This is a genomic window from Lysobacterales bacterium, assembly GCA_014946745.1.
Lineage (GTDB): Bacteria > Pseudomonadota > Gammaproteobacteria > Xanthomonadales > Xanthomonadaceae > Aquimonas.
The window spans coordinates 2,242,215-2,266,173 of record JADCRD010000001.1 but is presented as its reverse complement, the minus strand read 5'-3'; the positions used below and the strand labels follow the sequence as shown (position 1 = coordinate 2,266,173).

The following is a 23,959-nucleotide window of genomic DNA, read 5'->3' as shown; positions in this document are numbered from 1 at the left end:
CATGAATGCATCGAGCTTCCACCTGCATCAGATCGACCCGATCGCGATCAACCTGTTCGGCTGGCCGGTGCACTGGTACGGGATCATGTACCTGCTGGCCTTCGGTAGCGCCTGGTGGCTGGGTCGACAGCGGCTGCGCCAGGGGCGCTTCGGCGTCAGCGAGCAGGCCTTCGGCGATCTGATGTTCTACGGCATGCTCGGCGTGGTGCTGGGCGGACGTTTGGGCTACATCGTGTTCTACGGCTGGCAGCAGGTGCTGGCCGATCCCCTGTCGATCCTGCGCGTGTGGGAGGGCGGTATGAGCTTCCACGGCGGCCTGCTCGGTGTGATGACCGCAGTCGGGTGGTGGTCACGCGGGCAGGGCCGTTCGATTTGGGAAACGCTCGACTTCGTCGCCCCGCTGGTGCCGCTGGGCCTGCTGTTCGGGCGCATCGGCAATTACATCGGCGGCGAGCTTTGGGGGCGCACCACCGACGTCGCCTGGGCGGTGATCTTCCCGAGCGGCCTGCCGCGCGAGCACCAGCACCTGCCGGCCGCCGAGCTGCAGCAGCTGCATGCGCAGGGCGCGCTCGATGCCTTCGCCCGTCACCCCTCGCAGCTCTATGAGGCCTTCCTCGAAGGCGTGGTGCTGTTCGGTCTGCTGTGGTGGTTCTCGGCCAAGCCGCGCAAGCGCTATGCGGTATCCGGCGTCTTCGCGCTGGGCTATGGGCTGTTCCGCTTCGCCGTCGAGTTCGTGCGCGAGCCCGATGCCCACATTGGCTACCTCGCCTTCGGCTGGTTCACCATGGGCATGCTGCTGAGTCTGCCGTTGGTCCTGATCGGCCTCCTGTTCATCGGTCTGTCGCTGCGCGCGGCCACACCCCGTTCGGTCTGAAGCGAAACACGGAGACTCGGATGCAGGCCTATCTCGATCTGTTGCGCCATGTGCTTGAGCAGGGCGCCGAAAAATCGGACCGCACCGGCACCGGCACGCGCTCGGTGTTCGGCTGGCAGATGCGCTTCGACCTGCGCGCCGGCTTTCCGCTGGTCACCACCAAGAAGCTGCACCTGCGCTCGATCGTCCACGAGCTGCTGTGGTTCCTGCGCGGCGAGACCAACATCGCCTATCTCAAGGCCCACAAGGTCGGCATCTGGGACGAGTGGGCCGACGCCGAGGGCGAACTGGGCCCGGTCTACGGCAAGCAGTGGCGGGCCTGGCAGGCCGCCGACGGCCGCACGATCGACCAGATGCGCTGGGTGGTGGACGAGATCCGCCGCAACCCGGACTCGCGCCGGCTGATCATTTCGGCCTGGAACGTCGGTGAGCTGGAGCAGATGGCGCTGATGCCCTGCCACAGCCTGTTCCAGTTCTACGTGGCCCAGGGGCGCTTGTCCTGCCAGCTCTACCAGCGGTCGGGCGATATCTTCCTCGGCGTGCCCTTCAACATCGCGAGCTACGCCCTGCTGACCCACATGGTGGCCCAGGTCTGCGACCTCGAAGTCGGCGACTTCGTGCACACGCTGGGCGACGCGCACCTGTACTCGAACCACTTCGAGCAGGCGCGCGAGCAGCTCACGCGCAGCCCGCGCCCCTTGCCGCAGCTCCGACTGAACCCCGACGTGCGCGACCTGTTCGCCTTCCGGTACGAGGACATCGCCATCGAAGGTTATGACCCGCACCCCGCGATCAAGGCGCCGGTGGCGGTGTGAGCCCGCGCATCGAGCTGGTGGTGGCGATGGACCGCGCGCGGGCGATCGGTCGCGGCAATGCGCTGCCCTGGTCGCTGCCGGATGACCTCAAACACTTCAAGACGCTGACCCTCGGCAAGCCGCTGCTGATGGGGCGCAGGACTGCAGAGTCGCTGGGGCGCGCGCTGCCGGGGCGCTTGAACCTCGTGCTCACGCGCAGCGGTCAAGTGCCTTTCGAGGGCATGCAAGCGGTCGACTCGGTCGAGGCGGCGCAGACGCTGGCCCACGCGGCAGGCGCTGAAGCGCTGATGGTGATTGGCGGCGGCGAGCTTTACGCGCAGCTGCTGCCGCGCGCCGATCGCTTGCACCTGACCGAGGTCGATACCGCGGTGGCGGGGGCGGACACCTGGTTCCCTGCCTTCGATGCGAGCTGCTGGATAGAGCGCTCGCGGGTTCGCCATCCGGCAGATGCGCGGCATGCCTTCGCCTTCGACTTTGTCGATCTCGAACGCTGCCGTTGAGGCGGTATCCGCCTGAATGCCGCTCCTTCCCCGCACTTGAAATCCTGCCGCGCGCTCGCACTTTTCCCAGCGTCGGCGGCCGTGGCGCCGCCGCTTTACCGCAGGAGTTGAGACATGAGCGCATCCCGCTATCCGTGGATCGAGCACAGCCGGGTCATTCAGAGCGGCTTGCAGAGCGAACTCAAGCAGGTGCTCGATCGCTTCTTGGGTGAGGCCACCGAAAGCGATCAGAGCAATGTCGTTACGAGCCAGTGGGCACCACGCGTCGACATTCGCGAGGAGCCTGCCCGATTCGTGATTGAAGCCGATATTCCGGGCGTCGACCCCAAGGACATCGAGATCCACATGGACAAGGGCATCCTCTCGATCCGCGGCGAACGCCGCAGCCAGAGCGCCTCTGAAGGCGCCAACTACACGCGTGTCGAGCGATCGCACGGCAGCTTCTATCGGCGCTTCGCCTTGCCCGATACCGCCAACCCTGACGGCATCGAAGCCAAAGGCTTGCACGGCGTGCTGGAGATCGTGATTCCGAAGCGTCCCGAAACCACGCCGCGGCGCATTTCGGTCAACGCCGGCTGAGGCCGGCGCAGAGGTTAAGCTTGTCAAGCCCGCGGCCGGTCCGCGGGCTTCGCACAAGCGGGCGAGGACCTTTTGAGCGAGGGCCCCGACGCGATCCATCACACGAGTCGGCAGCACACAGCTTTCGGAAGCCCCATGGAGTTCAAGGACTACTACAAGACGCTGGGCGTGGAGACGGGCGCCAGCGACGCGGACATCAAGGCCGCCTACCGCAGGCTTGCGCGCAAGTACCACCCCGATGTCAGCAAGGAAGCCGGGGCCGAGGAGCGCTTCAAGGCGATCAACGAGGCCTATGAGGTGCTCAAGGACCCTGGCAAGCGCAACGCCTACGAGCAGCTGCGCGCCGGCGGATTTCGTGCGGGCCAGGACTTCCGTCCGCCGCCGGGCTGGGACTACGAAGGCGGCCAAGGCGATTTCGGCGGCGGCGGTTTCAGCGACTTTTTCGACTCGCTGTTCGGCGGAGGGCGTGGGCGCAGCGCACGCACGGGTGCTGGCGCCGGCCCGGCGCCGCGCCTCGAGCGGCGAATGCGTCTCGACCTCGATCTGGAGACTGTTTTCGCGGGTGGCCGCCAGCGCGTGGACGTGGATGGGCGCACGCTCGAGGTCAAGGTTCCGGCTGGCATTCAACCGGGACAGAGCATCCGTCTGGCCGGGCAGGGCGGACAGGGGCGCGACCTGCTGCTGGAGATCGCCTACCGCCCGCATCCGCGTTTCGAGGTGGACGGTCGAACCATCACCCATCGCCTGCCGGTCATGCCCTGGCAGGCCGCGCTCGGCGCCACTCTGAGCGTGCCCACTCTCGGTGGATCGGTCGAACTCAAGATCCCCGCAGAAAGCACCACGGGGCGCAAGCTGCGCTTGCGCGGGCGCGGCCTGCCCGGTACGCCGCCGGGCGATCAGATCGTGCTGCTGGAAGTGCACGCTCCAGCACCTCGCGGCGAACGCCAGCGCGAGCTGTATCGCGAGATGGCGGCGGCGTTCTCAGAGCCGCTGGGCAAGTGAAGCGGGGGCTCGGGATTCGAATCGAGGCTGAGCCACCCGGATTTATCGTCGCGCTTGGGCTTGCTGGCAGTTGAGGTTCTAGCAGGCTGTTGAAAGACAGCCTGCCAGGGCCCGGCGGATCGGATCACTGATAGCCGAAGAAGCCCTTCAGCATCTCCGAGTTGCCGCGATAGTCGGCCGCGCTCGCCGGCTCGAACCGGGTTGAACCGATTTCCACCAGGACCTGATACGCCTCGGGGTTCTCGTGCAGCTTGAGCAGCGCCTCTCGCACCGCGCTCGCCACCTCTTCGGGCACGCCGGGCGCAGCCGCGAACGCCATGCCGGGGAACTCTCGCGAGGTGCGCATCACCTGCAAATTCGGATACAGCTCGGCAATGAACCGGGGCACCATCGCCGCATCGGCCTCGCCGCCAAAGATCATCTCAACCCCGTCGCGCCAGGAGGAGGCCTCCGAGCGGATATCGGGCTGCGCCATCGGATTGGTAAACATCTCGAACAGCAGGGCGTAGCCGAGGCTCGGCGATGTCATCGAGACCAGACGACGGCCGACCAGCGCGTCCATGCCGCCTTCGGCAATCTCAGGCAAGGCGACCAGGGCGTATGCGGTGCGCTCTGCCAGTCGCGCGAGAGGGCGGAATCCCTGCCTCTGAGCGCGATAGTCGGTGAAGTGTGCTTCTTCAAACGCGAAGTCGACGCTGGCCGACTGTCGCATGTCGCGCCAGTGGAAGTTGTAGTTGCGCGCGGTGATTGCAATGAAGCGATGTCCTGTTTCGCGCTCCAGGTATTCAAGCAAGGGCTGGTAGATCTGCTGATTGCTGTCGGGCGGGTAAGCAGGCTCGAGCGCAACCTTGTACTCCGCCGCTGCGACCGGCAAGGCGACGAGGCCAAGCAGCAGCGTCGCCAGAGAACGCAAAATGCTTCCGCGGCCACCCTTGCGGGTCGCCTCCCCCCCTGTATGGCGTGTCATTCCTGTCTCCTTGTGCGTGCAGCAACCGACCCTGTTGTCCGGGTCTTGGTCTGGATGTGCGTGGCCGGCCAAAGCCGGACGCTGCCGTATAGCAGACGGCGTGCGGGCCGGCTATATCTCCCGGCTGGCCGTTGGTCGCAGGTTCAGGGCAGGGGCAGGGGCGGAAGCTCGGCCGCTGCAAGGCTTGCCGAGGCCGAGCCGCAGGCGTAGGGCTCATGCGTTTGCGCGCCGGAGATCACCGCCTGGATCAGATGTCCGAGCGAATCCAGTGAGGCGACGCTGATCACTTCGCCCACGGCCTGTTCTCCGAGCAGCACGGCAGCACCGAGGCTCGGCGCTTGCGCGCTATCGACGTGGAGGCAGGCAAGGCTGCGCTTGCTCTGGCCGAGGTAGTGCGTGCGCGCAACGATCTCCTGGCCCGGGTAGCAGCCCTTGCTGAGACTGATCGCCTGCAGTCGATCCAGACCGAGCATGTGCGCGGTGTGGCTGCCTCCTTCCGCGCTCAGGCGAGGCACACCCGTCAGAAAATCCAGTCGTTTCCACGCAAGATCCAGGGCGGGGGCATCCGCCTCGCAGGGCTCGGCCATCGCCATCAGCCAGCGCGGAATCGAGCCGGCAAACTTCACGGCGTCAGTGGGCGCCGCAGTCGCGATTCCGGCGATCACCTGCGCTTGCGCCTGATGCGAGAGTCGCGCCTTGCGTCTCAGGATGAAGCGCGAAAGCTGCGTGGCCAGCGTGTCAGCGGGATGGTCGGGCAGCAGCATGTCGAAGGTCTGCGGATCTCTTCGCATCAGCAGCAGCAGCGCGATGACCCGACCTTTGGCGTTGAGCCATGCGCTCCAGTGCGCCTGGCCAGGCTTCAGGCTGGCGACATCCGAGCTCAGCTGTGACTGCAGGAAGGCTTCCGCATCGGGGCCCTCGCAGCGCAGCACGGACCACGCGCGCAGCGCACCGGTCGCGGGCTCGGAAAGGCTTGAATACACGGCATTCACGGCAGTCAGCGACCTTTGTTGTCTTGCGGCATCCGGGCCTGCGGAGTACCCTTCCGCAGCTTTGTTACCCCGAGATGATAGGCCAAGTGCAGCCAGCCCCCGAGCCCGCGACGCCGCCTTCCACGCCTGCCGCCGATGTGCCTGTCACCGGCCCTGCACGCGTCGACGACGCCCCGCGCGAGATCGGCGGTCGCGAAGGTCCCGATCCCACCCGCTACGGCGACTGGGAAAAGAACGGCCGCTGCATCGACTTCTGAGCTCCGGCGCGGTGGTCTCCGCGTTGTGCGGAGCCGCCCGTGGATTCCTTCGTCGCCTCTGCATCCCGCGGTGCTATGCATGCCGCGTTCACGCGTTGGATCACGCACCGATTCGACGCGCCGTTCGCGCGCTTTCGCGGAATATTGCGCGTCACGAATCGGGATCCAGGAATGAGCACACGCAAGCGTCCCCTCTCGCCGCATCTGCAGGTCTACCGGCCGCAGATCACTTCGGTGTTGTCCATCAGTCACCGCATCTCGGGCGTGGTCAACGCCTTGGTCGCGCTTGGCATCGCGGGTCTGTTGATCAGCGTGGCCGCCGGTCCTGACAGCTACGCAAGCTTCGCCGCTGTCGCGGGTTCCTTGCCCGGCAAAATCGCGCTGTTCCTGTTCACGCTGGCGATCTGCTACCACCTCTTCAACGGTATTCGCCACCTGTTCTGGGACGCCGGCAAGGGCTTCGAGATCCCCAAGGTCTACGCCTCCGGCTATGCAGTCATCGCTCTGGCGATTGTTTCTGCGCTCGGTATCTGGGCCGTGGTGCTGGGAGGTGCGGCATGAGCCTGCGCAATCCTCTCGCCAAAGCCCGCGGTTTGGGCTCGGCCAAGGACGGTACCGCCCACTGGTGGGCACAGCGGGTGTCTGCTATCGCGCTGGTGCCACTGGTCCTGTACGTGCTCTACCTGCTGGTCTCCTTTGTCGGCGCCGACTACGCCAGCGTGCGCGCGACCATCGCCCAGCCGGTCAATGCCGTTCTGCTGATCCTCTTCATCGGCACGGCCTTCTGGCATGCCCGCCTCGGCCTGCAGGTGGTGGTCGAGGATTACATCCACGTCGGCTGGCTGGAGATCACCCTGATGATCGCAGTCAAGTTCGTCTACGTCGTGCTGGGCCTGGCCGCGATCATCGCGATCGGCCGCATCGCCTTCAGCGCCTGAGCCGGCCCGAGCGAGTACCCATGAGCGCTTACAAGATCATCGAACACAAGTACGACATGGTCGTCGTGGGGGCTGGCGGCGCCGGCCTGCGCGCGACCTTCGGCCTGGCCCAGAAGGGCTTGAACACCGCCTGCCTGTCCAAGGTTTTTCCGACCCGCTCGCACACCGTGGCGGCGCAGGGCGGCATTTCGGCCGCGCTCGCCAACATGGGCGAGGACGACTGGCGCTTCCACTTCTACGACACCATCAAAGGCTCGGACTGGCTCGGTGACCAGGACGCCATCGAATACATGTGCCGCGAGGCCATCCCGGCCATCATCGAGCTGGAACACTACGGCGTGCCCTTCTCGCGCACCGAGGACGGCAAGATCTACCAGCGTCCGTTCGGCGGCATGACCACGCACTATGGCAAGGGCACGGCTCAGCGCACCTGCGCGGCCGCAGACCGCACCGGCCACGCCATCCTGCACACGCTCTACCAGCAATCGCTGGCGCACGACGCACGCTTCTTCATCGAGTTCTTCGCGCTCGACCTGATCATGGATGAAGAGGGCGCCTGTCGCGGCGTGCTGGCGCTGGAGATGGCCACCGGCGATCTGCATCTGTTCCGCGCCCAAGGCGTGGTGCTGGCCACCGGCGGCTACGGCCGCGCGTATTTCTCGGCGACCTCGGCCCACACCTGCACCGGCGACGGCGGCGGCATGGCCCTGCGTGCCGGTCTGCCCCTGCAGGACATGGAGTTCGTGCAGTTCCATCCGACCGGCATCTATGGCGCTGGCTGCCTGATCACCGAAGGCGTGCGCGGCGAGGGTGGCTATCTCACCAACTCCAAGGGCGAGCGCTTCATGGAGCGCTACGCGCCCAACGCCAAGGACTTGGCTTCGCGCGACGTGGTCAGCCGCTCGATGACCATCGAGATCCGCGAGGGTCGCGGCGTTGGCGAGCATTCCGACCACATCTTCCTGAATCTGCAGCACCTCGGCCCCGAGGTGATCCACGAAAAGCTGCCGGGCATCGCCGAGTCCGCGCGAATCTTCGCTGGCGTCGACGTGACCAAGCAGCCAATCCCGGTGCTTCCGACCGTGCACTACAACATGGGCGGTCTGCAGACCAACTACCACGGCGAAGTGGTCACGTTGAAGAACGGCAACCCTGACACTGTGGTGCCAGGTCTGTACTCGATCGGCGAAGCCGCCTGCGTGTCGGTGCACGGCGCCAATCGACTGGGCTCGAACTCGCTGCTGGATCTCGTCGTGTTCGGTCGCGCGGTGGCCAACCGCTGCGCCGAGACGATCAAGCCCGGCCAGAACCACAAGGCCCTGCCGGCTTCCGCCTGCGACAAGTCGCTGGCCAACCTCGACGCACTGCGCAATGCCAAGGGCGGCACGCCCACCGCCGAGCTGCGCCTGAAGATGCAGCGCACGATGCAGAACCACGCCGCGGTGTTCCGCACCTCCAGCAGCCTGCAGGAAGGCGTGCAGAAGATGCGCGAGATCCAGGCCGGCTTCGCCGACGTGCGCGTCACCGACCGCTCGCTGGTCTGGAACTCGGATCTGATCGAGACCCTGGAGCTGCAGAACCTGCTGGGCCAGGCGGTGGCCACGGTGGTCTCGGCCGAGAACCGCAAGGAATCGCGAGGCGCGCACGCACACGAGGACTTCCCCGATCGCGACGACGACAACTGGCACAAGCACACCCTGTGCTGGGTCGACGAGAAGGGTGAGACCCGCATCGACTACCGCCCGGTGCACATGTACACCCTCACCAACGAAGTCGAAGCGGTGCCGCCGAAGGCGCGGACGTATTGATCTGGTCGGGATTGGTGATTCGGGATTCGGGATTCGCAAAGGCAGCAGCCTCAAAGCGCACCGTAGACCGCTCACGAATCCCCAATCCCGAATCCCGAATCCCGGATAAAGAGCCATGGCCGAATTCACCCTGCCGAAGAACTCCAAGATCACCCAGGGCAAGCACTTCCCGGCGCCCGCGGGCGCCAAGAAGGTGCGCACCTTCAAGGTGTACCGCTGGAACCCAGACGACGATGCCAATCCGCGGGTCGACACCTATGACGTTGACCTCGACAGCTGCGGCCCGATGGTTCTGGATGCGCTGATCAAGATCAAGAACGAGATCGACCCTACGCTGACCTTCCGCCGCTCCTGCCGCGAAGGCATCTGCGGTTCCTGTGCGATGAACATCGACGGCACCAATACGCTGGCTTGCACCAAGGCGATCAGCGACTGCGGCGGCAAGCAGGTGCCGGTGTATCCGCTGCCGCATATGGAGGTGATCAAGGATCTGGTGCCGGACCTGACCCACTTCTACGCGCAGTACGCCTCGATCCGCCCGTGGCTGCGCACGCAGTCGGCGCCGCCGGCCTCCGGTGAGCGCCTGCAGTCGAAGGAAGACCGCGCCAAGCTCGACGGCCTGTACGAGTGCATCCTCTGCGCCTGCTGCAGCACCAGCTGCCCGAGCTACTGGTGGAATGGCGACCGCTACCTTGGCCCGGCCATTCTGCTGCAGGCCTACCGCTGGATCATCGATTCGCGCGACGAGGACACCGGGGCGCGTCTGGATGACCTGGAAGATCCGTTCCGCCTGTACCGCTGTCACACCATCATGAACTGCGCCCGGACCTGCCCGAAGGGCCTGAATCCGGCCAAGGCGATCGCCGAGATCAAGAAGCTGATGATCCAGCGGCGAGGGGTTTGAAGCTCCGCGAGAAGGCGCCCCCCGGGCGCCTTTTTTGTTGGGGTGTCGGCGGACACACGGCAGACCCCGGCTTCAGCAGATTCAGCGCAGGCTGGAGCCCACGAGTCTTCATAGGTTGGCCCTGGCCCACCGTGGCCTGAGTGCGCGCCTCGCGCGTTGCTGGCCGTCGCCACTTGCCCGCGCGCTCGCGATGACCGTCGGATTGACCGGGGCGAGGGTGGCGCTCATGGTGGGCCAGGGCCCACCCTATGCCCGCACCCCGCACCCCGCACCCCGCACCCCGCACCCGCACCCCGAAACTTCGTTCCCATGCAAAGCGTCGAGACAGCTCCCCGGCTTCGCCCTCTCAGCACTGACCTTTCTGGTCTGGTGCCGGCTCTATGTCGAACGCCTCGGCCAGATGAAGCGCGAGCGTGTCCATCCTCAGGCGGTCGCGACTTCCGCGCAGATGGCGGCGAAGTTGAAGGACACGCGCGCTGCCGACAATTTCCGCAACCTGTTCGAGCTGCCGGTGCTGTTCTATTTCGCCATCGTGGTGGCGGCGCAGACGGGGCAGGGTGGGGCGCTTGTGCTGGGGCTGGCCTGGGCTTTCGTGGCCCTGCGGGTTGTCCACAGCGCCATCCACTGCAGCTACAACAAGGTCATGCACCGCTTCACGGTCTATGTGCTGGGTGCGCTGTGCCTGTGGGCGCTGCTCGCGGTACTCGCCTTGCGCCTGCTTCAGTTGGGCTAGCGTATTCCCAAATCCCAAATCCCAAATCCCAAATCCCAAATCCCAAATCCCAAATCCCGAATCCAAAGGCATGTCCGCTTCCATCACCCCTGAAGACCTCCGCCGTTGGCGCTGGCGTTCGCGCCGCGGGATGCGCGAGCTGGATCAGCTGTTCGAACGCTATCTCGATCTGGCCGAGCGTCGCCCCGAGGCGTTCGACCGCGACGCCTTCGAGGCGCTGCTGGTTTGCGAAGACGACGCCTTGTGGCGCTGGTTCATCGGCCACGAGCAGCCGCAGGACCCGGTGATCTCCGGCCTGGTCGCCACCATCCGTGCCCTCCCTCCCGCTTGAGCTCAAGCCTTCCATCGCCCTGCAGGCTGCGCTGACGGCGCTGGCGCTGCTGGCGGCGTTTGCACTCTGGCTGTCCGATCTTCCGCGTGAGGCCTTGCCGCTGCCCCTGATGCTCGGGGCCATCAGCGTCTGGCGCGTGCGCCGCTTGCTGCGCGGACGACTGCTTCTGCACGACAGCGGTCAGGCCGACTGGTGGCCTGCATCGGCAGCGGGCATGGCGGCCCCCGAGGCCTTGCCGGCCGAACTGCTTGGCCTCGAATCGCGTGGGCCGATCGCCGTGCTCACGCTGCGGATTCAGGGCCGGCTACTCCGCTGGCCGCTGGCATCGGATACCCTGCCGGGCCCGCAGCTGCGGGCGCTGCGGCTCTGGCTGGATCGCCACGGCCAGCGCGCGCAGGCACCGAGCTCGACCCCGACCCACTGACAGGCCGCCCGCCACGTGTTCCGTCCCATCGAAATCGCCATCGGCCTGCGCTACACGCGCGCCAAGCGGCGCAACCATTTCATCTCCTTCATTTCGCTGGCCTCGATGCTGGGCATCGCCATCGGCGTCACCGCGCTGATCACGGTGATCTCGGTGATGAACGGCTTTGAGCAGGAGCTGCGCGCGCGCATCCTCGGCATGGTGGCTCACGCCACCATCAGTGGTGCGGGCGAAGACCTGCAGAACTGGCCGCGCGCGGTTGAGCTTGCGAAATCCGATGCCCGCGTGCTGGGCGCGGCGCCCTACGTCGAGCGCGAATCCCTGCTGCAGGCCGGCCGCAGCCAGGGCGCCCTGCTGCGCGGCGTGGACCCCTCGCGCGAGCCCGAGGTCAGCGAGATCGCCGATCTGATGAAAGAAGGCGCGCTCACCGACCTTGAACCCGGCGCGTTTCGCGTGCTGGTCGGCGCGGATCTCGCGCTCTACCTCGGCGTTGGCGTGGGCGACAGCATCACCGTGATGGTGCCGGAGTTCCGCAGCACGCCGGTCGGCGTGGCGCCGCAGATGCGCCGCTTCACCGTCGCCGGCATCTTCAGCGCCGGCATGCAGGAGTACGACCGTCAGCTGGCCATCATCCACCTGCAGGATGCCCAGCGCCTGCTGCGCATGGGCGAGGGCGTGACCGGGGTGCGGCTGAAGCTCACCGACATGATGCAGGGCTGGCAGGTGGCCCGCGATCTCACCGAGCAGCTCGACCACTACTACCGCATCCGCGACTGGAGCGCCGACCACAGCAACTTCTTCCGCGCGATCCAGATGGAGAAGACGGTGATGTTCATCATCCTCTCGCTGATCGTCGGCGTGGCCGCCTTCAACCTGGTCAGCTCGCTGGTGATGCTGGTCACCGACAAGCAGGCCGACATCGCCATCCTGCGCACCCTGGGCATGAGCCCGCGCTCGATCATGGGCGTGTTCGTGGTGCAGGGTAGTTTGATCGGCGTGGTCGGCGTGCTGCTCGGCCTGATCGGCGGCGTCAGCCTGACGCTGAACCTCGACCATGTGGTGAAGGCGATCGAGACGACCTTCGGCTTCGAGGTGATGCCGGCTGACGTTTACTACATCACCGGCCTGCCCACCGATCTGCGCACCGACGATGTTGGCCTGATCGTGCTGGTCGCGCTGGTGATGAGCATGATCGCGACCCTGTATCCGGCCTGGCGCGCCTCGCGCACCGAGCCCGCTGCCGCCCTGCGCTACGAGTAATGCGCCATGACTGAGTCGAATGCCGTCATCGCCTGCCGCGGGCTGGCCAAGACCTATGCCGAGGGCGATCTGAGCACGCCGGTCTTCCAGTCGATCGACTTCGAGGTCGCGCGCGGCGAAACCGTGGCCATCGTCGGCGCCTCGGGGGCCGGCAAGAGCACCTTGCTGCATATCCTCGGCGGGCTTGATACGCCGAGCGCGGGCGAAGTGTTCGTCGCCGGCGAGGCGATGAGCCGGCTTTCGGACGCCGAGCGCGGTCGCCTGCGCAATCGCGCCCTGGGCTTCGTTTACCAGTTCCATCACCTGCTGCCCGAGTTCACCGCGCTGGAAAACGTCTGCATGCCGCTGCTGATCGCCGGCCGCAGCGTGGCCGAGGCCGAGCGCCAGGCCGCGGCCCTGCTCGATCGCGTCGGCCTGGGCGCACGTCTGCGCCACAAGCCGGGCGAGCTGTCCGGCGGCGAACGCCAGCGCTGCGCGGTGGCGCGCGCGCTGGTCACACGGCCGGCCTGCGTGCTTGGCGACGAGCCCACCGGCAATCTCGACGAGCGGACCGCAGCCTCGGTCTACGGGCTGATGCTGGAGCTCAATCGCGAAGTCGGCACCAGCTTCGTGCTGGTGACGCACGACCGTGCGCTGGCGCGGAAGATGGACCGCGCGCTTGAACTCTCGGGCGGTCAGCTGCGGCCGCTGGCGTCGGCCTGAGGCCTGCGCGCATGGCGACCGTGCCGGTGCAGGCAGGGTCGCAGCGGCTGCGCACGCCGTCGGCAGCACCGGTGCTCGGCATCGGCAGTGCGCTTGGCCTGCTCGCTGGCGTGGCTGCAGCGCTAGCGCTGTCGCGCTTTCCGCCCGAATGGGCGCAGTGGCCGATGCTGGTGCTGGGGCTCTTGCTCTGGCTGTCGCCGCGTCCGCGCTGGGCGCTGCTGCGCTGGAGCGGCACCGCCCTGTTCGGCGCGGCGCTAGCACTGCTGGTGGCGGAGTCCGTGGTGCAGCAGCGATTGCCGGCCAAGCTGGAAGGCCGCGATGTGCGCGTGCAGGGGCGGCTTGAAGGCCTGCCGCAGCGCAGCCCCGATGCGGTGCGCTTCGACTTCCGCGTCGAAGCCGGCGAGGGCGAGGCCGCCGTGCTGGCCGGCCAGCTGCTGCGGATCGGCTGGTATCGCAGCGAGCACTCGCCCCAGGCGGGCAGCCGCTGGTCGCTGCAGCTGCGGCTCAAGGCGCCACGCGGGGTCGACAATCCGGGGGGCTTCGATTTCGAGCGCTACGCGCTGCAGCGTCGGCTCGCGGCCACCGGCTACGTGCGCGAGCATCCCGACAATCGCTTGCTGGCCCCCGCTGCCGGTCTCGACGCGCTGCGCGCGCACCTCTCGCAGGGCATGGTCGAAGCCCTGGGCGGTGAAGGTCCGCTGCATGCGGGCTCGCGCTTCGTTCGCGCGCTCACCGTCGCCGACACGCGCGCCTTCGACGAAGCGGACTGGGAGGTCCTGCGCGCGACCGGCGTGGGCCATCTGATGTCGATCTCCGGCCTGCATATCGGCCTCGTCGCAGGCCTGTTCGCGCTGCTCGCGCGTGGCTTCTATCGACTGTGGCCCGCGCTGGGTCTGCGCCTGCCGCTGCCGCAGGGGGCCGCCTTCGCGGCGCTGCTGGGGGCGGCCGGCTACGCGGCGTTGGCCGGCTTCGGCGTGCCGGTGCTGCGCAGCCTGCTGATGGTCGCCGCAGCGCTGCTCGCGGTGCTGTTGCGGCGGCGCTCCAGCACCTGGCAGGCCTACGCCCTGGCGCTGTTCGTGCTGGTGCTGAGCGATCCACTGTCCGTGCTGGGCGCGAGCTTCTGGCTGTCGTTTCTCGGTGTGGCCTGGCTGCTGTGGTGCATGCCGAGCGATCTGCAGCAGCTGCCGGGCTGGCGCCGCCTGCTCGGCGCACAGCTGGTGGCCAGCCTCGGCCTGTTGCCGCTCACGGTGTTCTTCTTCGGCCAGGCCTCGGTGGCGGGTGCGGCGGCCAACCTGTTGGCCGTGCCCTGGGTCAGCCTGGGCGTGGTGCCGCTCGCTTTGCTTGGTGCTGGTCTGCTGCTGATCGGCCTGCCGGCGCTGGCGGCACCGCTGCTGGCGTTTGCCGCCTGGCTGATGGATCTGCTGTGGTCGCTGCTGGTGTGGACAGCCGAACTGCCCCACGCGCAGGTCTTTCTGCCCGAGCCTTCGAGTGTGAGTCTGCTGCTGGCAGCGCTCGGCGTGATCTGGCTGCTGATGCCGCGCGGCACGCCGGGGCGCGCGCTGGGTGCGGTGCTGATGCTGCCCCTGCTGCTGCCGCGCCTCGCCCCGCCCGCACCCGGCGTGGCCGAGCTGCATCTGCTCGATGTCGGTCAGGGCCTGTCGGCGCTGATCCGCACGCAGAACCATGCCCTGCTGCTGGATACGGGGCCTGCGTTTGGCAGCGGCCTCGACATGGGCGAGGCGGCGGTGGTGCCGGCGCTGCGCGCGCTGGGTCTGCGTCGGCTCGATCGCGTGCTGGTGTCGCACGGCGATGCTGACCATGCCGGTGGTGCCGAGAGCGTGCTGAGGGCCTTCCCCGCGCCGCTGCAGAGTTCGGATCGGGTGCGCTTCCCGCGGGCGCAGCCGTGCGTGGCCGGCGAGCGCTGGCGCTGGGATGGCGTCGACTTCGAGCTGCTGCATCCGCCCGAGCACTTTCCCTACCTGCGCAACGAGAGCAGCTGCGTGCTGCGGGTGCAGGCGGGTGACCAGGTCGCACTGTTCGCGGGCGATATCGGTCGACTGATCGAACAGCGCCTGGTGCGCGAGCAGCCCGAGCGCCTGCGGGCCGATGTCGTCGTGGTGCCGCACCACGGCAGCGCCAGTTCCAGTGAGGAAGCCTTCGTGCGCGCCACCGGTGCCCGCCATGCGTTGGTCGCGGCCGGTTATGCCAACCGCTTCGGCCATCCGCGGCCCGATGTGGTGGCGCGCTGGCAGCAGGCGGGAGCTGAGGTCTGGAACACGGCCGAGACCGGCGCGCTGATTCTGCGCATCGGCGCGAATCCGGAGATTACGGTGCAGGCGCGCCGCCGCGAACAGCCGCGACTTTGGAAGCCTTCGGTATCGCTGGCCGACGAATCCTGAGCCAGCCCCCGCCGCCACAGTCATCGCGCCCGCGCACGGCACTGCATGAACGCAAGCCGCTCTGCGCATGGGCCGCACGGCGCCAAGCTGCTAGAGTTCCGGCCCGAGCGCGCGTGATGCGCTGCGCAGTTCTTTCGGGTCGCCCCTGCGCCGATCGCGCAGCTGCCTGCGAGAGACGCGCGCCGAGCGTGTGCCGGCCTCCCCTTCACCGCCAAGACCCTCCATGGATCCGACCCAGCTTCGCATCATCCTTCTCGTCCTCGGCCTGCTGTTCATCGGCGCCGTGTACTGGTTTGGACGTCCGCAGAAGCCGGGGCAGGGCAAGCGCGTCGCCGAGCGCGGCGCTGCCGAGCAGCGGCCCGAACCGGCCTTCAGCGATCACGAGCACGACAGCCTGGACAAAGTCATCCAGGCCGAGCTGGCGCGGCTTGAGAAAACCCTGGCCGGCGAAGCCGAAAGCAGTGCCAGCGCATCGCGATTGCCGGGTATCGAATTCGAGCCTGACCTGGACGCCCGCCCGCGCGCGATCGAGGCCGCCGCACCCGCGCAGCCGAACCACGCTGCACCCGCGCAGTCGACCTTGGGCGCGCGACCCAACCCCGAGTTCGACAAGGTGGTCAGCCTGATCGTGGCGGCGCGCGCCGGCACCCTGCTGCACGGCGGCGACATCCTGGTCGCGGCCGAAAAGGCCGGGCTGGTCTTTGGCGACATGCAGATCTTTCATCGCCTGCCGGACAATCGTCCCGAGGCCGGGCCGATCTTCAGCGTGGCCAACGTGGTCAAGCCCGGCAATTTCGATCTGCGCCAGCCGGACCAGACGCAGACGCCGGGCGTCACCTTCTTCATGACCCTGCCGGGCCCGCTGCCTGCGCTGGACGCCTGGGAAGCCATGCTGCCGGCCGCCCAGCGCTTCGCCGAGCTGCTTGATGCGGTGGTGCTGGACGACGAGCGCAATGCGCTCGGTCGCCAGCGCATCCAGTTCCTGCGCGATGAGCTGCGCGCCTACGACCGCGAGCGCGAACGTCAGGCCAAGCGCCCCTGGTAGCGCTCGCGCATGGAGTCGCGGCGGGCGCACGGGCTCTGCCCGTCGGTTCCGTCCCGGTGAGCTAGTGCATCAAGTCGCGCAGGCGCAGGCGAGCCTCGTCGCCAATGCGTCCCGCCTGCGCCAGCAGCAGCTCAGCGCAGGCCTGTGCATCGATCGCTGCGTTGTGTGCGCGATAGCTTGGCAGCCCGTAGCGCTCGCGACAGGCATGCAGGCGCAGGTAGCCGCTGGGGTCGACCTCATGGCGGCGGATTCGCCGCTCCAGGGCGAGCGTGTCGATGTAGCGCAGGGTGGGCGGCACGCCGAAGCAGCGCCGGCAGGCCGAGGCCAGGAAGTTCAGTTCGATCGGCGCGCCGTGGGCGACCAACACCCGGCCCTCCAGCGCGCCGAGCAGCTGCTGCACCGCCTCAGACAGGGGAAGGCCGTCCGCGATATCGGTGTCGGTCAGCCCGTGCACGGTGGCGCTTTGGCCCACGCTTTCCGCACTGGCCACGAGCAGATGCTGCGCGCTGTCCATGTGGATGCGGGCGCCGCAGATGCGCACCCAGCCCATGCTGAGAATCCGATCACGTCGCGTGTCCAGTCCGCTGGTTTCGAAGTCGACCGCCAGCAGCTCGGCCTCATGCCAGGGCGTGGATAGCGATGGCAGGGGCAGGGCGTAGTGGCGCGCCATCGGTGTGCCGGCGGCGCGGCCTGCATACAGCAGCTGGCGCAGCAGGCTCACTGCACCCCGAACGCGTTCGACAGTCCAGCCTGGGCCTGGCGGATGACGAGGAATGCATCGCGCAGCGCGTCGCGGTCGGTGCGGGTCAGCTGGCTGGGGTTGATGCGGTTGTCCGTCTTCTCGCCGGCGGCAAGCTGAGCGGCCTGGTGTTCGAGCTTGAGCCGTGACAGCAGGCGGAAGGCCGCGGCCAGCTCGGCGGCATCCGAGTCGACCATCTTGCCGAGCCGGCGCAGCCCCTCGATGCGCGCGAGGCTGCCCGGCTCGCGCAGGCCTGCAGCCAAGGCACGGACGCGCAGCAGATCGTTGAGCGGCAGGCTGCCGGCCTTCTTCATGTCCAAGGTGTCGCGGTGCTCGCCGCGGTGCTCGACCACGAAGCGTCGGAACAGGCCCAGTGGCACTTCGTGGGTCAGCGCGTGCCTGGCCAGCACCGCGAGGAAGATCCCATGCCTCGGCGAGGCGTCGAACAGCGTGTCCTGCAGCGCATCGAACAGGCGGCGGTCGCCGTGCACACAGCGCTGGTCGAAGAAGATCGAGGCATGCAGCAGGGCCTTGGGGTCGGGCTCGTGCATCCAGCTGCGGAAGTAGCCCTGCCACACGTCGAGCGGCTGCCGCCAGCGCGGGTTCTGCGCCATCACCTCGCCATTGCAGAACACGTAGCCGCAGGCATCGAGACCCGCGCAGACGAACTTCGCGAGGTTCTCGAAATAGTCGGCGCCGGCTTCGTCGGGCGTGTGCGCGAGCAGCAGACCGTTGTCCTGGTCGGTGTGCGGGCCCTGTTCGTTGCGCGCCTGCGAGCCAAAGGCCAGCCAGGCGTAGGGCATGGGCGGTGGGCCTAGCGTGTCCTCGGCGATCCGCAGCAGCTGGCGGGTTACAGCGTCCGTGAGCGCAGTGAGCATGCGCATCACGTCCTCGGGGCGGGCGCCGTTTGCAAGCATCAGCGCGAACATGCGCGGCATGCGCCCGGTGACCTCCTGCAGGCCTTCGACGCTCTCCTGCTTGGCGACTTGGCGCACCAGGTACAGCGGATGCTGGGTCTGCAGGCTGACCAGGTCGCGGGTGGTGATCATGCCCACGGGTTTGCCTTCGCGGGTCAGCGGCAGGTGGTGGATGCCGCGATTGGCCATCACCAGGAAGGCCTCGAAGACCGGGCGGTCAGCGTCCAGATGGGTGGGGTCCGTGCTCATGATCCGCGTCACCGGCTCGGCCGGGTCCAAGCCCGCCGCCAGCACCCGGTTGCGCAGATCGCGGTCGGTGACGATGCCCAGCATGTGCTCGCTGTCGCCGATCAGGATGGATGACACGCCCTTCTGCGACATGAGCTGCGCAGCCTCACGAATGCTGGCCTCGGGCCCGACCATGACCGGCGTGCGGCTGCCCAGTCGGCTGACCGGTGTCGCCATCAGCGCGTTGCCGCCGCCCGCCTCTGCGGCGGCGCGCATGCGTTCTTCCAGCGTGGAGACAAAGTGCTGCTCGAAGGCCGGGTTGGCTGCGCGCAGGGCATTGAACTCGGCCACCGGCAGCAGATAGATCAGCCCGTCTTCGATCAGGCTCACACGGTTGCGCACCGGCTTGCCGGTCAGCAGCGAAGGCAGGCCGTAGCTCTCGCCCTCGGCGAGACGGTTGATCAGCCGCCCCGAGCCATCGTGCACCTCCACTGCGCCGCGGCGGATCACCGCCAGCGCGGTGTTGGCCTGGCCGATGCTCAGCAGGATCTCGCCTTTGCGGCGATAGAGGATTTCGATCCTGCGGGCCGCCCGGTCCAGCTGTTCGGGTGTGAGTCGGTCGAAGGGCGCGTGGCCGCGCAGAAAGCCGATGACCTCGTCGAGCTCGGGGCTGGTGCTCATGGCGGTCGCGATCAAGGGCGGGAGCTTCCACCTTAGCGCCGCGACGGCGGGCCGGCGATGCGGCTTTGGGTGTAGGCAGCGGTAACGCATCACTCTTCCGCAGGGCCACGCAATGCCCACAGCGGCGATGCGGTGGGTCAAGACCCACCCTATGCCCACTGCGGCGATGCGGTGGGTCAAGACTCCCCTATGCACACGCTCCCATAGGGTGGGTCTTGACCCACCGGAAGCGTGCCTGCCCCTTCGCGGCGGAGCTGGCGCATACGCGGTCCGAGAGTTCCGTGTCGGCTGCGAGCATCGAGCCATGGGCCGGCCAGCGCCCACCGTTTGTGCGGATACCGCTCGGCGCGGCGCTTCCTAGCGGGTGCTCGGGGCGCCCCACGCCCTTTCGGCTAAACTCTCCGACTGCCTTTCAGATTCCCCGAAGCCCGCCATGCAAGAGTTTTTTGACCCCAGAGCCATCGAGGCCGCCGCTCAGAACTTCTGGGACCGCACCCGCGCCTTCGAGGTCGTCGAGGACAGCTCGCGTCCGAAGTACTACTGCCTGTCGATGCTGCCGTATCCCTCCGGGGCGCTGCACATGGGCCATGTGCGCAACTACACCATCGGCGACGTCATCAGCCGCTACAAGCGCATGCAGGGCTTCAACGTGCTGCAGCCGATGGGCTGGGACGCCTTCGGCCTGCCGGCCGAGAACGCCGCGATCAAGAACAAGACCGCGCCGGCCAAGTGGACCTACGCCAACATCGATCACATGCGCGGGCAGCTGAAACGCCTGGGTTTCGCCTACGACTGGTCGCGTGAAGTCACCACCTGCACGCCCGAGTACTACCGCTGGGAGCAGCAGTTCTTCACCCGGCTCTTCGAGAAGGGTCTGGTCTACCGCAAGAACAGCGTGGTCAACTGGGACCCGATCGACCAGACCGTGCTCGCCAATGAGCAGGTGATCGATGGCCGTGGCTGGCGCTCCGGCGCGCTGGTCGAGAAGCGCGAGATCCCGCAGTGGTTCCTGAAGATCACCGCCTATGCCGATGAGCTGCTGGACGGCCTCGACACGCTCGAAGGCTGGCCGGAAGCGGTCAAGACCATGCAGCGCAATTGGATCGGCCGCTCGGAAGGGCTGGAGATCCACTTCGGCGTGGAGGGCAGCGCAGAGCCGCTGACCGTGTTCACCACCCGCCCCGACACCCTGATGGGGGTCACCTTCGTCACCGTCGCCGCCGAGCATCCGCTGGCGCTGGACGCCGCGAAGGATGACCCCGCCCTGGCCGCCTTCATCGAGCGCTGCAAGCAGGGCGCGGTCAACGAAGCCGAGCTGGAAACCCAGGAGAAGCTGGGTGCGCCCACCGGCCGCTACGCGCTGCATCCGATCAGCGGCGAGCGCGTGCCGATCTGGATCGGCAACTTCGTGCTGATGGGCTACGGCACCGGCGCCGTGATGGGCGTGCCCGGCCACGACGAGCGCGACGGCGAGTTCGCGCGCAAGTACGGCCTGCCGATCCGCATGGTCATCATCAATCCTGACGTGCGCGACGCCATCGAGGAGCTGCGCCGGGACGCTCAGAAAGGCGGCGACGCGCTGACCACCGCGCTCGGCGGCGGCGCCCTGCGCGATGTCTTCGAGCCCTCGGCGGCCGTCCAGGTGATCGAGCAGTTCGAGGCGGCGATCCAGCAGCAGGCCGCCTTCACCGAGCGCGGCTGGCTGGTCAATTCCGGCGAGTTCGACGGCCTCGACTTCGCGGAGGCCTTCGAGGCCATCGCGGCGAAACTCGAAGCCATGGGCCGCGGCACCCGTCGCGTCAACTACCGTTTGCGCGACTGGGGCGTCAGCCGCCAGCGCTACTGGGGCTGCCCGATTCCAATGCTGTACGACGGCGAGGGCAATGCCCGCGCGGTGCCCGAAAACCAGCTGCCGGTGCTGCTGCCCGAGGACGTGAGCTTTTCGGGCGTGGCCTCGCCGATCAAGGCCGACCCCGAATGGCGCAAGTACCGCGACCCGGCGACAAGTGCGGCCTTCGAGCGCGAGACCGACACCTTCGACACCTTCATGGAGTCGAGCTGGTACTACGCCCGCTACTGCTGCCCGGGTGCCAACGACATGCTGGATGGCCGCGCCAAGTACTGGCTGCCGGTCGACCAGTACATCGGCGGCATCGAGCATGCGGTGATGCACCTGATGTACTTCCGCTTCTTCCACAAGCTGCTGCGCGACGCCGGCTATGTGGACAGCGATGAGCCGGCGACCAACCTCCTCTGCCAGGGCATGGTGATCGCCGATACGTTCTTCCGTACCGAGGCCGATGGCGGCAAGACCTGGATCAACCCGGCCGATGTCGATTTGCAGAAGGACGAGCGTGGCCGCGTCACCGGCGCCACCCTGCGCGCCGATGGCCAGCCCGTGCAGATCGGCGGCAGCGAGAAGATGTCGAAGTCGAAGAACAACGGCGTCGACCCGCAGTCGATGGTCGACAAGTACGGCGCCGACACCGTGCGCCTGTTCTCGATGTTCGCCGCGCCGCCGGACCAGAGCCTGGAGTGGAACGAGGCTGGCGTCGAAGGCATGGCGCGCTTCCTGCGTCGCCTGTGGACGGCCGTGCATCGCCACGTCAGCGCGGGCGCCGCGCCGGCGCTGAACGCAGCGGCACTCAACGCCGAGCAGAAGGCCCTGCGCCGCAAGCTGCACGAGACCATCGAGAAGGTCGCCGATGACATCGGTCGTCGCCACGCCTTCAACACCGCGATTGCCGCCGTGATGGAGCTTTTGAATGCGCTGACCAAGTCCGATGACGACAGCGCGCAGGGCAGGGCGGTGCGTCAGGAGGCCTACACGGCGATCGCGCTGATGCTGAACCCGATCACCCCGCACACCAGCCACGCCCTGTGGCAGGCCTTGGGCCACGGCGAGACCCTGATCGAGGACCAGTCCTTCCCGAAGGCCGATCCGGCCGCCCTGGTGCGCGACGCGCTCACCCTCGCGGTGCAGGTCAATGGCAAGCTGCGCGGCACGGTCGAGGTGGCGGTGGATGCCGCGCGCGAGGCCGTCGAGCAGGTCGCCTTGGCGGAGCCTGCGGTGCAGCGCGCGCTGGAGGGCCTCACAGTGCGCAAGGTGATCGTGGTGCCGGGCAAAATTGTCAACATCGTCGCCGCCTGAGGCGGCGATACTGTGGAACGCGCGCCGGGCCAGACCGGTGGGCGCGGAACAACGTCGGGGAGTAGCGCAGTCTGGTAGCGCATCTGGTTTGGGACCAGAGGGTCGCAGGTTCGAATCCTGTCTCCCCGACCATCTTTCTCGCAGGGTGTCCTGATGCCGATCGTGTTGACGCAAGCCTCGCGCTATCGCGTGCCGAAAGCCGGCCTGCTGAAAGCCAGCCTGCTGCTGGCCTGCCTGCTGCTCGGCGCCTGCGGCTTCCGCCTGCGCGAGGACGTGCGCCTGCCGGACCACCTGAAGACCCTTCGGCTCGCCCAGGTCGATCCCTACTCGGCGCTGGCCCGTGAGCTGCAGGCGGCGCTGGAGCGTGCCGGCGCGCAGGTCGTTGAAGACCCCGCCCTGCCGGCGTCGGTGCTGCGCATCGATCGGCTGGAGGAGCGCCGCAGCCCGCTGACCGTCGACGCCGCCGGTCGCGCGCAGGAGTTCGAGATGGTGCTGAGCGCCGAGGTCTCCCTGGCGGATGCGGCCGGCGCTTACGTGATGTCGCCGCAGACCATCGAGCTGCGCCGCGACTACCTGTTCGATACCGCACAGGCGCAGGGCACCTCGAACGAGGAGGAGCTTATGCGCGAAGAGCTGCAGCGCGAGCTGGTGCAGGCCATCCTGCGACGGATCGACTCGGCCCTGCGCTGATGTTCGGCGCGGCGACTTCAGCAGGCGCGGGTGGCGATTTGCCACCGGTGGTGCTGATTGCCAGCAGCGAGGCCCTGCTGCGCGTGGAAGCCGCCGACCGCCTGCGCGCGCAGGCGCGTGCCGCGGGCTATACCGAGCGTGAGATCTTCGAGGTCGACGCACGCTTCGACTGGTCGCAGGTGCAGGCCAGCTGCGCGGCGATGTCGCTGTTCGCCAGTCGCCGCATCGTCGAGCTGCGCATCGCTTCGGGCAAGCCGAACAAGGACGGCGTGGAGTGGCTGCAGGACTACTGCCGCAACCCCGCCCCGGACGTACTGCTGCTGATCCTCTGCGAGGACTGGAGCAAGAAGCATGAGGGCGCCTGGTTCACCGCCGTGCAGAAGGCCGGCCGCGCCCAGGTGCTGTGGCCGATCAAGGTGCACGAGATGTCCGGATGGCTCGGCCAGCGGCTGCGCGCGCAGGGGCTTGAAGCCAGTCGCGAGGCGCTGGAGCTGCTGGTTGATCGGGTCGAAGGCAACCTGCTGGCGGCGGCTCAGGAGGTCGACAAGCTGGCCCTGCTTAGACCCGAAGGCCGTATCGACGTCGACTTCATGGCCAACGCTGTGGCCGACAACGCGCGCTACGACGTGTTCGGCCTGAGCGACGCGGCGATCGGCGGCGATGCCCAGCGCGCGCTGCAAATGCTCGCCGGCCTGCGTGCCGAAGGCGAAGCCGTGCCCGCCCTTGTCAGCTGGCTGTCAGGCCAAGTGCAGCAGCTGCTGCGGGTGGCCGAGGCCAAGTCGCGCGGTGCCAATGTCGAATCGGCTCTGCAGGCGGCCGGCGTGTGGTCTTCGCGCCAGGGGCCGTTCAAGAAGGCGCTGGCGCGCGGCGACGTTGCGCACTTCGAGGCCCTGCTGGCGCAGTGCGCGAAGATCGAGCGCATCGGCAAGGGCCGCGAGCAGGGCGACGGTTGGCGCGAGCTGGAGCGGCTGCTGGTCGCCCTCGCCGAGCCGCGCGTGCGGCCGGCTCTGCTGGCCGGCTGAG

General features: G+C 67.8%; 24 protein-coding genes and 1 tRNA gene. 21 read left to right on the top strand and 4 right to left on the bottom strand.

Translation table 11 applies throughout. The features are described 5' to 3' along the window. Window position 1 precedes the first annotated feature (1 nt). From H4O13_08895 to H4O13_08875, 5 genes are all read left to right on the top strand, one after another. Window positions 2-874 (top strand): prolipoprotein diacylglyceryl transferase, encoded by an 873-nt coding sequence (locus tag H4O13_08895; protein MBE5315503.1) that lies wholly within the window; start codon window positions 2-4, stop codon window positions 872-874. Window positions 875-894: 20 nt separating this feature from the next. Next, window positions 895-1,689 carry a thymidylate synthase gene (locus H4O13_08890; GenBank protein ID MBE5315502.1) on the top strand — a complete coding sequence of 265 codons (795 nt, stop codon included), beginning with the start codon at window positions 895-897 and terminating at the stop codon, window positions 1,687-1,689. A gap of 8 nt (window positions 1,690-1,697) precedes the next feature. Then, window positions 1,698-2,189 (top strand): dihydrofolate reductase, encoded by a 492-nt coding sequence (locus H4O13_08885; GenBank protein MBE5315501.1) that lies wholly within the window; start codon window positions 1,698-1,700, stop codon window positions 2,187-2,189. A gap of 114 nt (window positions 2,190-2,303) precedes the next feature. Next, window positions 2,304-2,768 carry an Hsp20/alpha crystallin family protein gene (locus H4O13_08880; protein ID MBE5315500.1) on the top strand — a complete coding sequence of 155 codons (465 nt, stop codon included), beginning with the start codon at window positions 2,304-2,306 and terminating at the stop codon, window positions 2,766-2,768. 135 nt (window positions 2,769-2,903) lie between these two features. Further along, complete coding sequence (locus H4O13_08875) at window positions 2,904-3,770, top strand: DnaJ domain-containing protein (GenBank protein ID MBE5315499.1); 867 nt, start codon at window positions 2,904-2,906, stop codon at window positions 3,768-3,770. A 124-nt stretch (window positions 3,771-3,894) separates the two neighbouring features. On the opposite strand, the gene H4O13_08870 is transcribed toward H4O13_08875, so the two are convergent. Both H4O13_08870 and H4O13_08865 read right to left on the bottom strand, forming a co-directional pair. Then, window positions 3,895-4,737, bottom strand: coding sequence for a PhnD/SsuA/transferrin family substrate-binding protein (locus tag H4O13_08870; protein MBE5315498.1), 843 nt, complete (start codon window positions 4,735-4,737; stop codon window positions 3,895-3,897). A 143-nt stretch (window positions 4,738-4,880) separates the two neighbouring features. Continuing rightward, window positions 4,881-5,720, bottom strand: a complete 840-nt coding sequence (locus H4O13_08865) for a folate-binding protein YgfZ (GenBank protein MBE5315497.1) — start codon at window positions 5,718-5,720, stop codon at window positions 4,881-4,883. A gap of 83 nt (window positions 5,721-5,803) precedes the next feature. On the opposite strand from H4O13_08865, the gene H4O13_08860 reads away from it, so the two are divergent. The 12 genes from H4O13_08860 (at window position 5,804) to zipA (ending at window position 16,530) form a co-directional block, all read left to right on the top strand. Further along, the gene (locus H4O13_08860) at window positions 5,804-5,986 is read left to right on the top strand and encodes a DUF1674 domain-containing protein (GenBank protein MBE5315496.1); all 183 of its coding nucleotides are present in this window, start codon (window positions 5,804-5,806) and stop codon (window positions 5,984-5,986) included. Between the two features lie 171 nt (window positions 5,987-6,157). Continuing rightward, window positions 6,158-6,547: a succinate dehydrogenase, cytochrome b556 subunit gene (sdhC, locus tag H4O13_08855; protein ID MBE5315495.1), complete on the top strand. Its 390-nt coding sequence runs from the start codon at window positions 6,158-6,160 to the stop codon at window positions 6,545-6,547. After that, window positions 6,544-6,924, top strand: coding sequence for a succinate dehydrogenase, hydrophobic membrane anchor protein (sdhD, locus tag H4O13_08850; protein MBE5315494.1), 381 nt, complete (start codon window positions 6,544-6,546; stop codon window positions 6,922-6,924). The genes sdhC and sdhD overlap by 4 nt, the downstream gene beginning before the upstream one ends. 20 nt (window positions 6,925-6,944) lie before the next feature. Next, window positions 6,945-8,732, top strand: coding sequence for a succinate dehydrogenase flavoprotein subunit (locus tag H4O13_08845; protein ID MBE5315493.1), 1,788 nt, complete (start codon window positions 6,945-6,947; stop codon window positions 8,730-8,732). 115 nt (window positions 8,733-8,847) lie between these two features. Beyond that, window positions 8,848-9,636: a succinate dehydrogenase iron-sulfur subunit gene (locus H4O13_08840; GenBank protein ID MBE5315492.1), complete on the top strand. Its 789-nt coding sequence runs from the start codon at window positions 8,848-8,850 to the stop codon at window positions 9,634-9,636. Between the two features lie 115 nt (window positions 9,637-9,751). Further along, on the top strand, window positions 9,752-10,369 hold the full coding sequence (locus H4O13_08835) for an MAPEG family protein (protein ID MBE5315491.1): 618 nt from the start codon (window positions 9,752-9,754) through the stop codon (window positions 10,367-10,369). Window positions 10,370-10,439: 70 nt separating this feature from the next. After that, the gene (locus tag H4O13_08830; GenBank protein MBE5315490.1) at window positions 10,440-10,700 is read left to right on the top strand and encodes a succinate dehydrogenase assembly factor 2; all 261 of its coding nucleotides are present in this window, start codon (window positions 10,440-10,442) and stop codon (window positions 10,698-10,700) included. Beyond that, a complete protein-coding gene (locus H4O13_08825; GenBank protein MBE5315489.1) occupies window positions 10,681-11,124 on the top strand; it encodes a hypothetical protein in 444 nt (147 codons plus the stop codon). The genes H4O13_08830 and H4O13_08825 overlap by 20 nt, the downstream gene beginning before the upstream one ends. 15 nt (window positions 11,125-11,139) lie before the next feature. Continuing rightward, window positions 11,140-12,384 carry a lipoprotein-releasing ABC transporter permease subunit gene (locus tag H4O13_08820; protein MBE5315488.1) on the top strand — a complete coding sequence of 415 codons (1,245 nt, stop codon included), beginning with the start codon at window positions 11,140-11,142 and terminating at the stop codon, window positions 12,382-12,384. Between the two features lie 6 nt (window positions 12,385-12,390). Beyond that, window positions 12,391-13,086, top strand: coding sequence for a lipoprotein-releasing ABC transporter ATP-binding protein LolD (lolD, locus tag H4O13_08815; GenBank protein ID MBE5315487.1), 696 nt, complete (start codon window positions 12,391-12,393; stop codon window positions 13,084-13,086). An 11-nt stretch (window positions 13,087-13,097) separates the two neighbouring features. Next, entirely contained in the window at window positions 13,098-15,485 is a 2,388-nt protein-coding gene (locus H4O13_08810) for a DNA internalization-related competence protein ComEC/Rec2 (protein ID MBE5315486.1), read from the top strand. A 223-nt stretch (window positions 15,486-15,708) separates the two neighbouring features. Continuing rightward, window positions 15,709-16,530, top strand: a complete 822-nt coding sequence (zipA, locus tag H4O13_08805; protein MBE5315485.1) for a cell division protein ZipA — start codon at window positions 15,709-15,711, stop codon at window positions 16,528-16,530. A gap of 61 nt (window positions 16,531-16,591) precedes the next feature. On the opposite strand, the gene H4O13_08800 is transcribed toward zipA, so the two are convergent. Beyond that, window positions 16,592-17,200, bottom strand: a complete 609-nt coding sequence (locus H4O13_08800) for a 3'-5' exonuclease (protein MBE5315484.1) — start codon at window positions 17,198-17,200, stop codon at window positions 16,592-16,594. 47 nt (window positions 17,201-17,247) lie between these two features. Continuing rightward, window positions 17,248-19,095, bottom strand: a complete 1,848-nt coding sequence (locus H4O13_08795) for a cyclic nucleotide-binding/CBS domain-containing protein (protein ID MBE5315483.1) — start codon at window positions 19,093-19,095, stop codon at window positions 17,248-17,250. Between the two features lie 433 nt (window positions 19,096-19,528). On the opposite strand from H4O13_08795, the gene H4O13_08790 reads away from it, so the two are divergent. The 4 genes from H4O13_08790 to H4O13_08775 all read left to right on the top strand — a co-directional run bounded on the left by H4O13_08790 (window position 19,529) and on the right by H4O13_08775 (window position 23,958). Continuing rightward, window positions 19,529-22,246: a leucine--tRNA ligase gene (locus tag H4O13_08790; GenBank protein MBE5315482.1), complete on the top strand. Its 2,718-nt coding sequence runs from the start codon at window positions 19,529-19,531 to the stop codon at window positions 22,244-22,246. Window positions 22,247-22,301: 55 nt separating this feature from the next. After that, window positions 22,302-22,378 (top strand) — tRNA-Pro (locus H4O13_08785). Window positions 22,379-22,399: 21 nt separating this feature from the next. Beyond that, complete coding sequence (locus H4O13_08780; protein ID MBE5315481.1) at window positions 22,400-22,936, top strand: hypothetical protein; 537 nt, start codon at window positions 22,400-22,402, stop codon at window positions 22,934-22,936. Next, window positions 22,936-23,958: a DNA polymerase III subunit delta gene (locus H4O13_08775; GenBank protein ID MBE5315480.1), complete on the top strand. Its 1,023-nt coding sequence runs from the start codon at window positions 22,936-22,938 to the stop codon at window positions 23,956-23,958. The genes H4O13_08780 and H4O13_08775 overlap by 1 nt, the downstream gene beginning before the upstream one ends. The last annotated feature ends 1 nt before the right edge of the window (window position 23,959 follow it).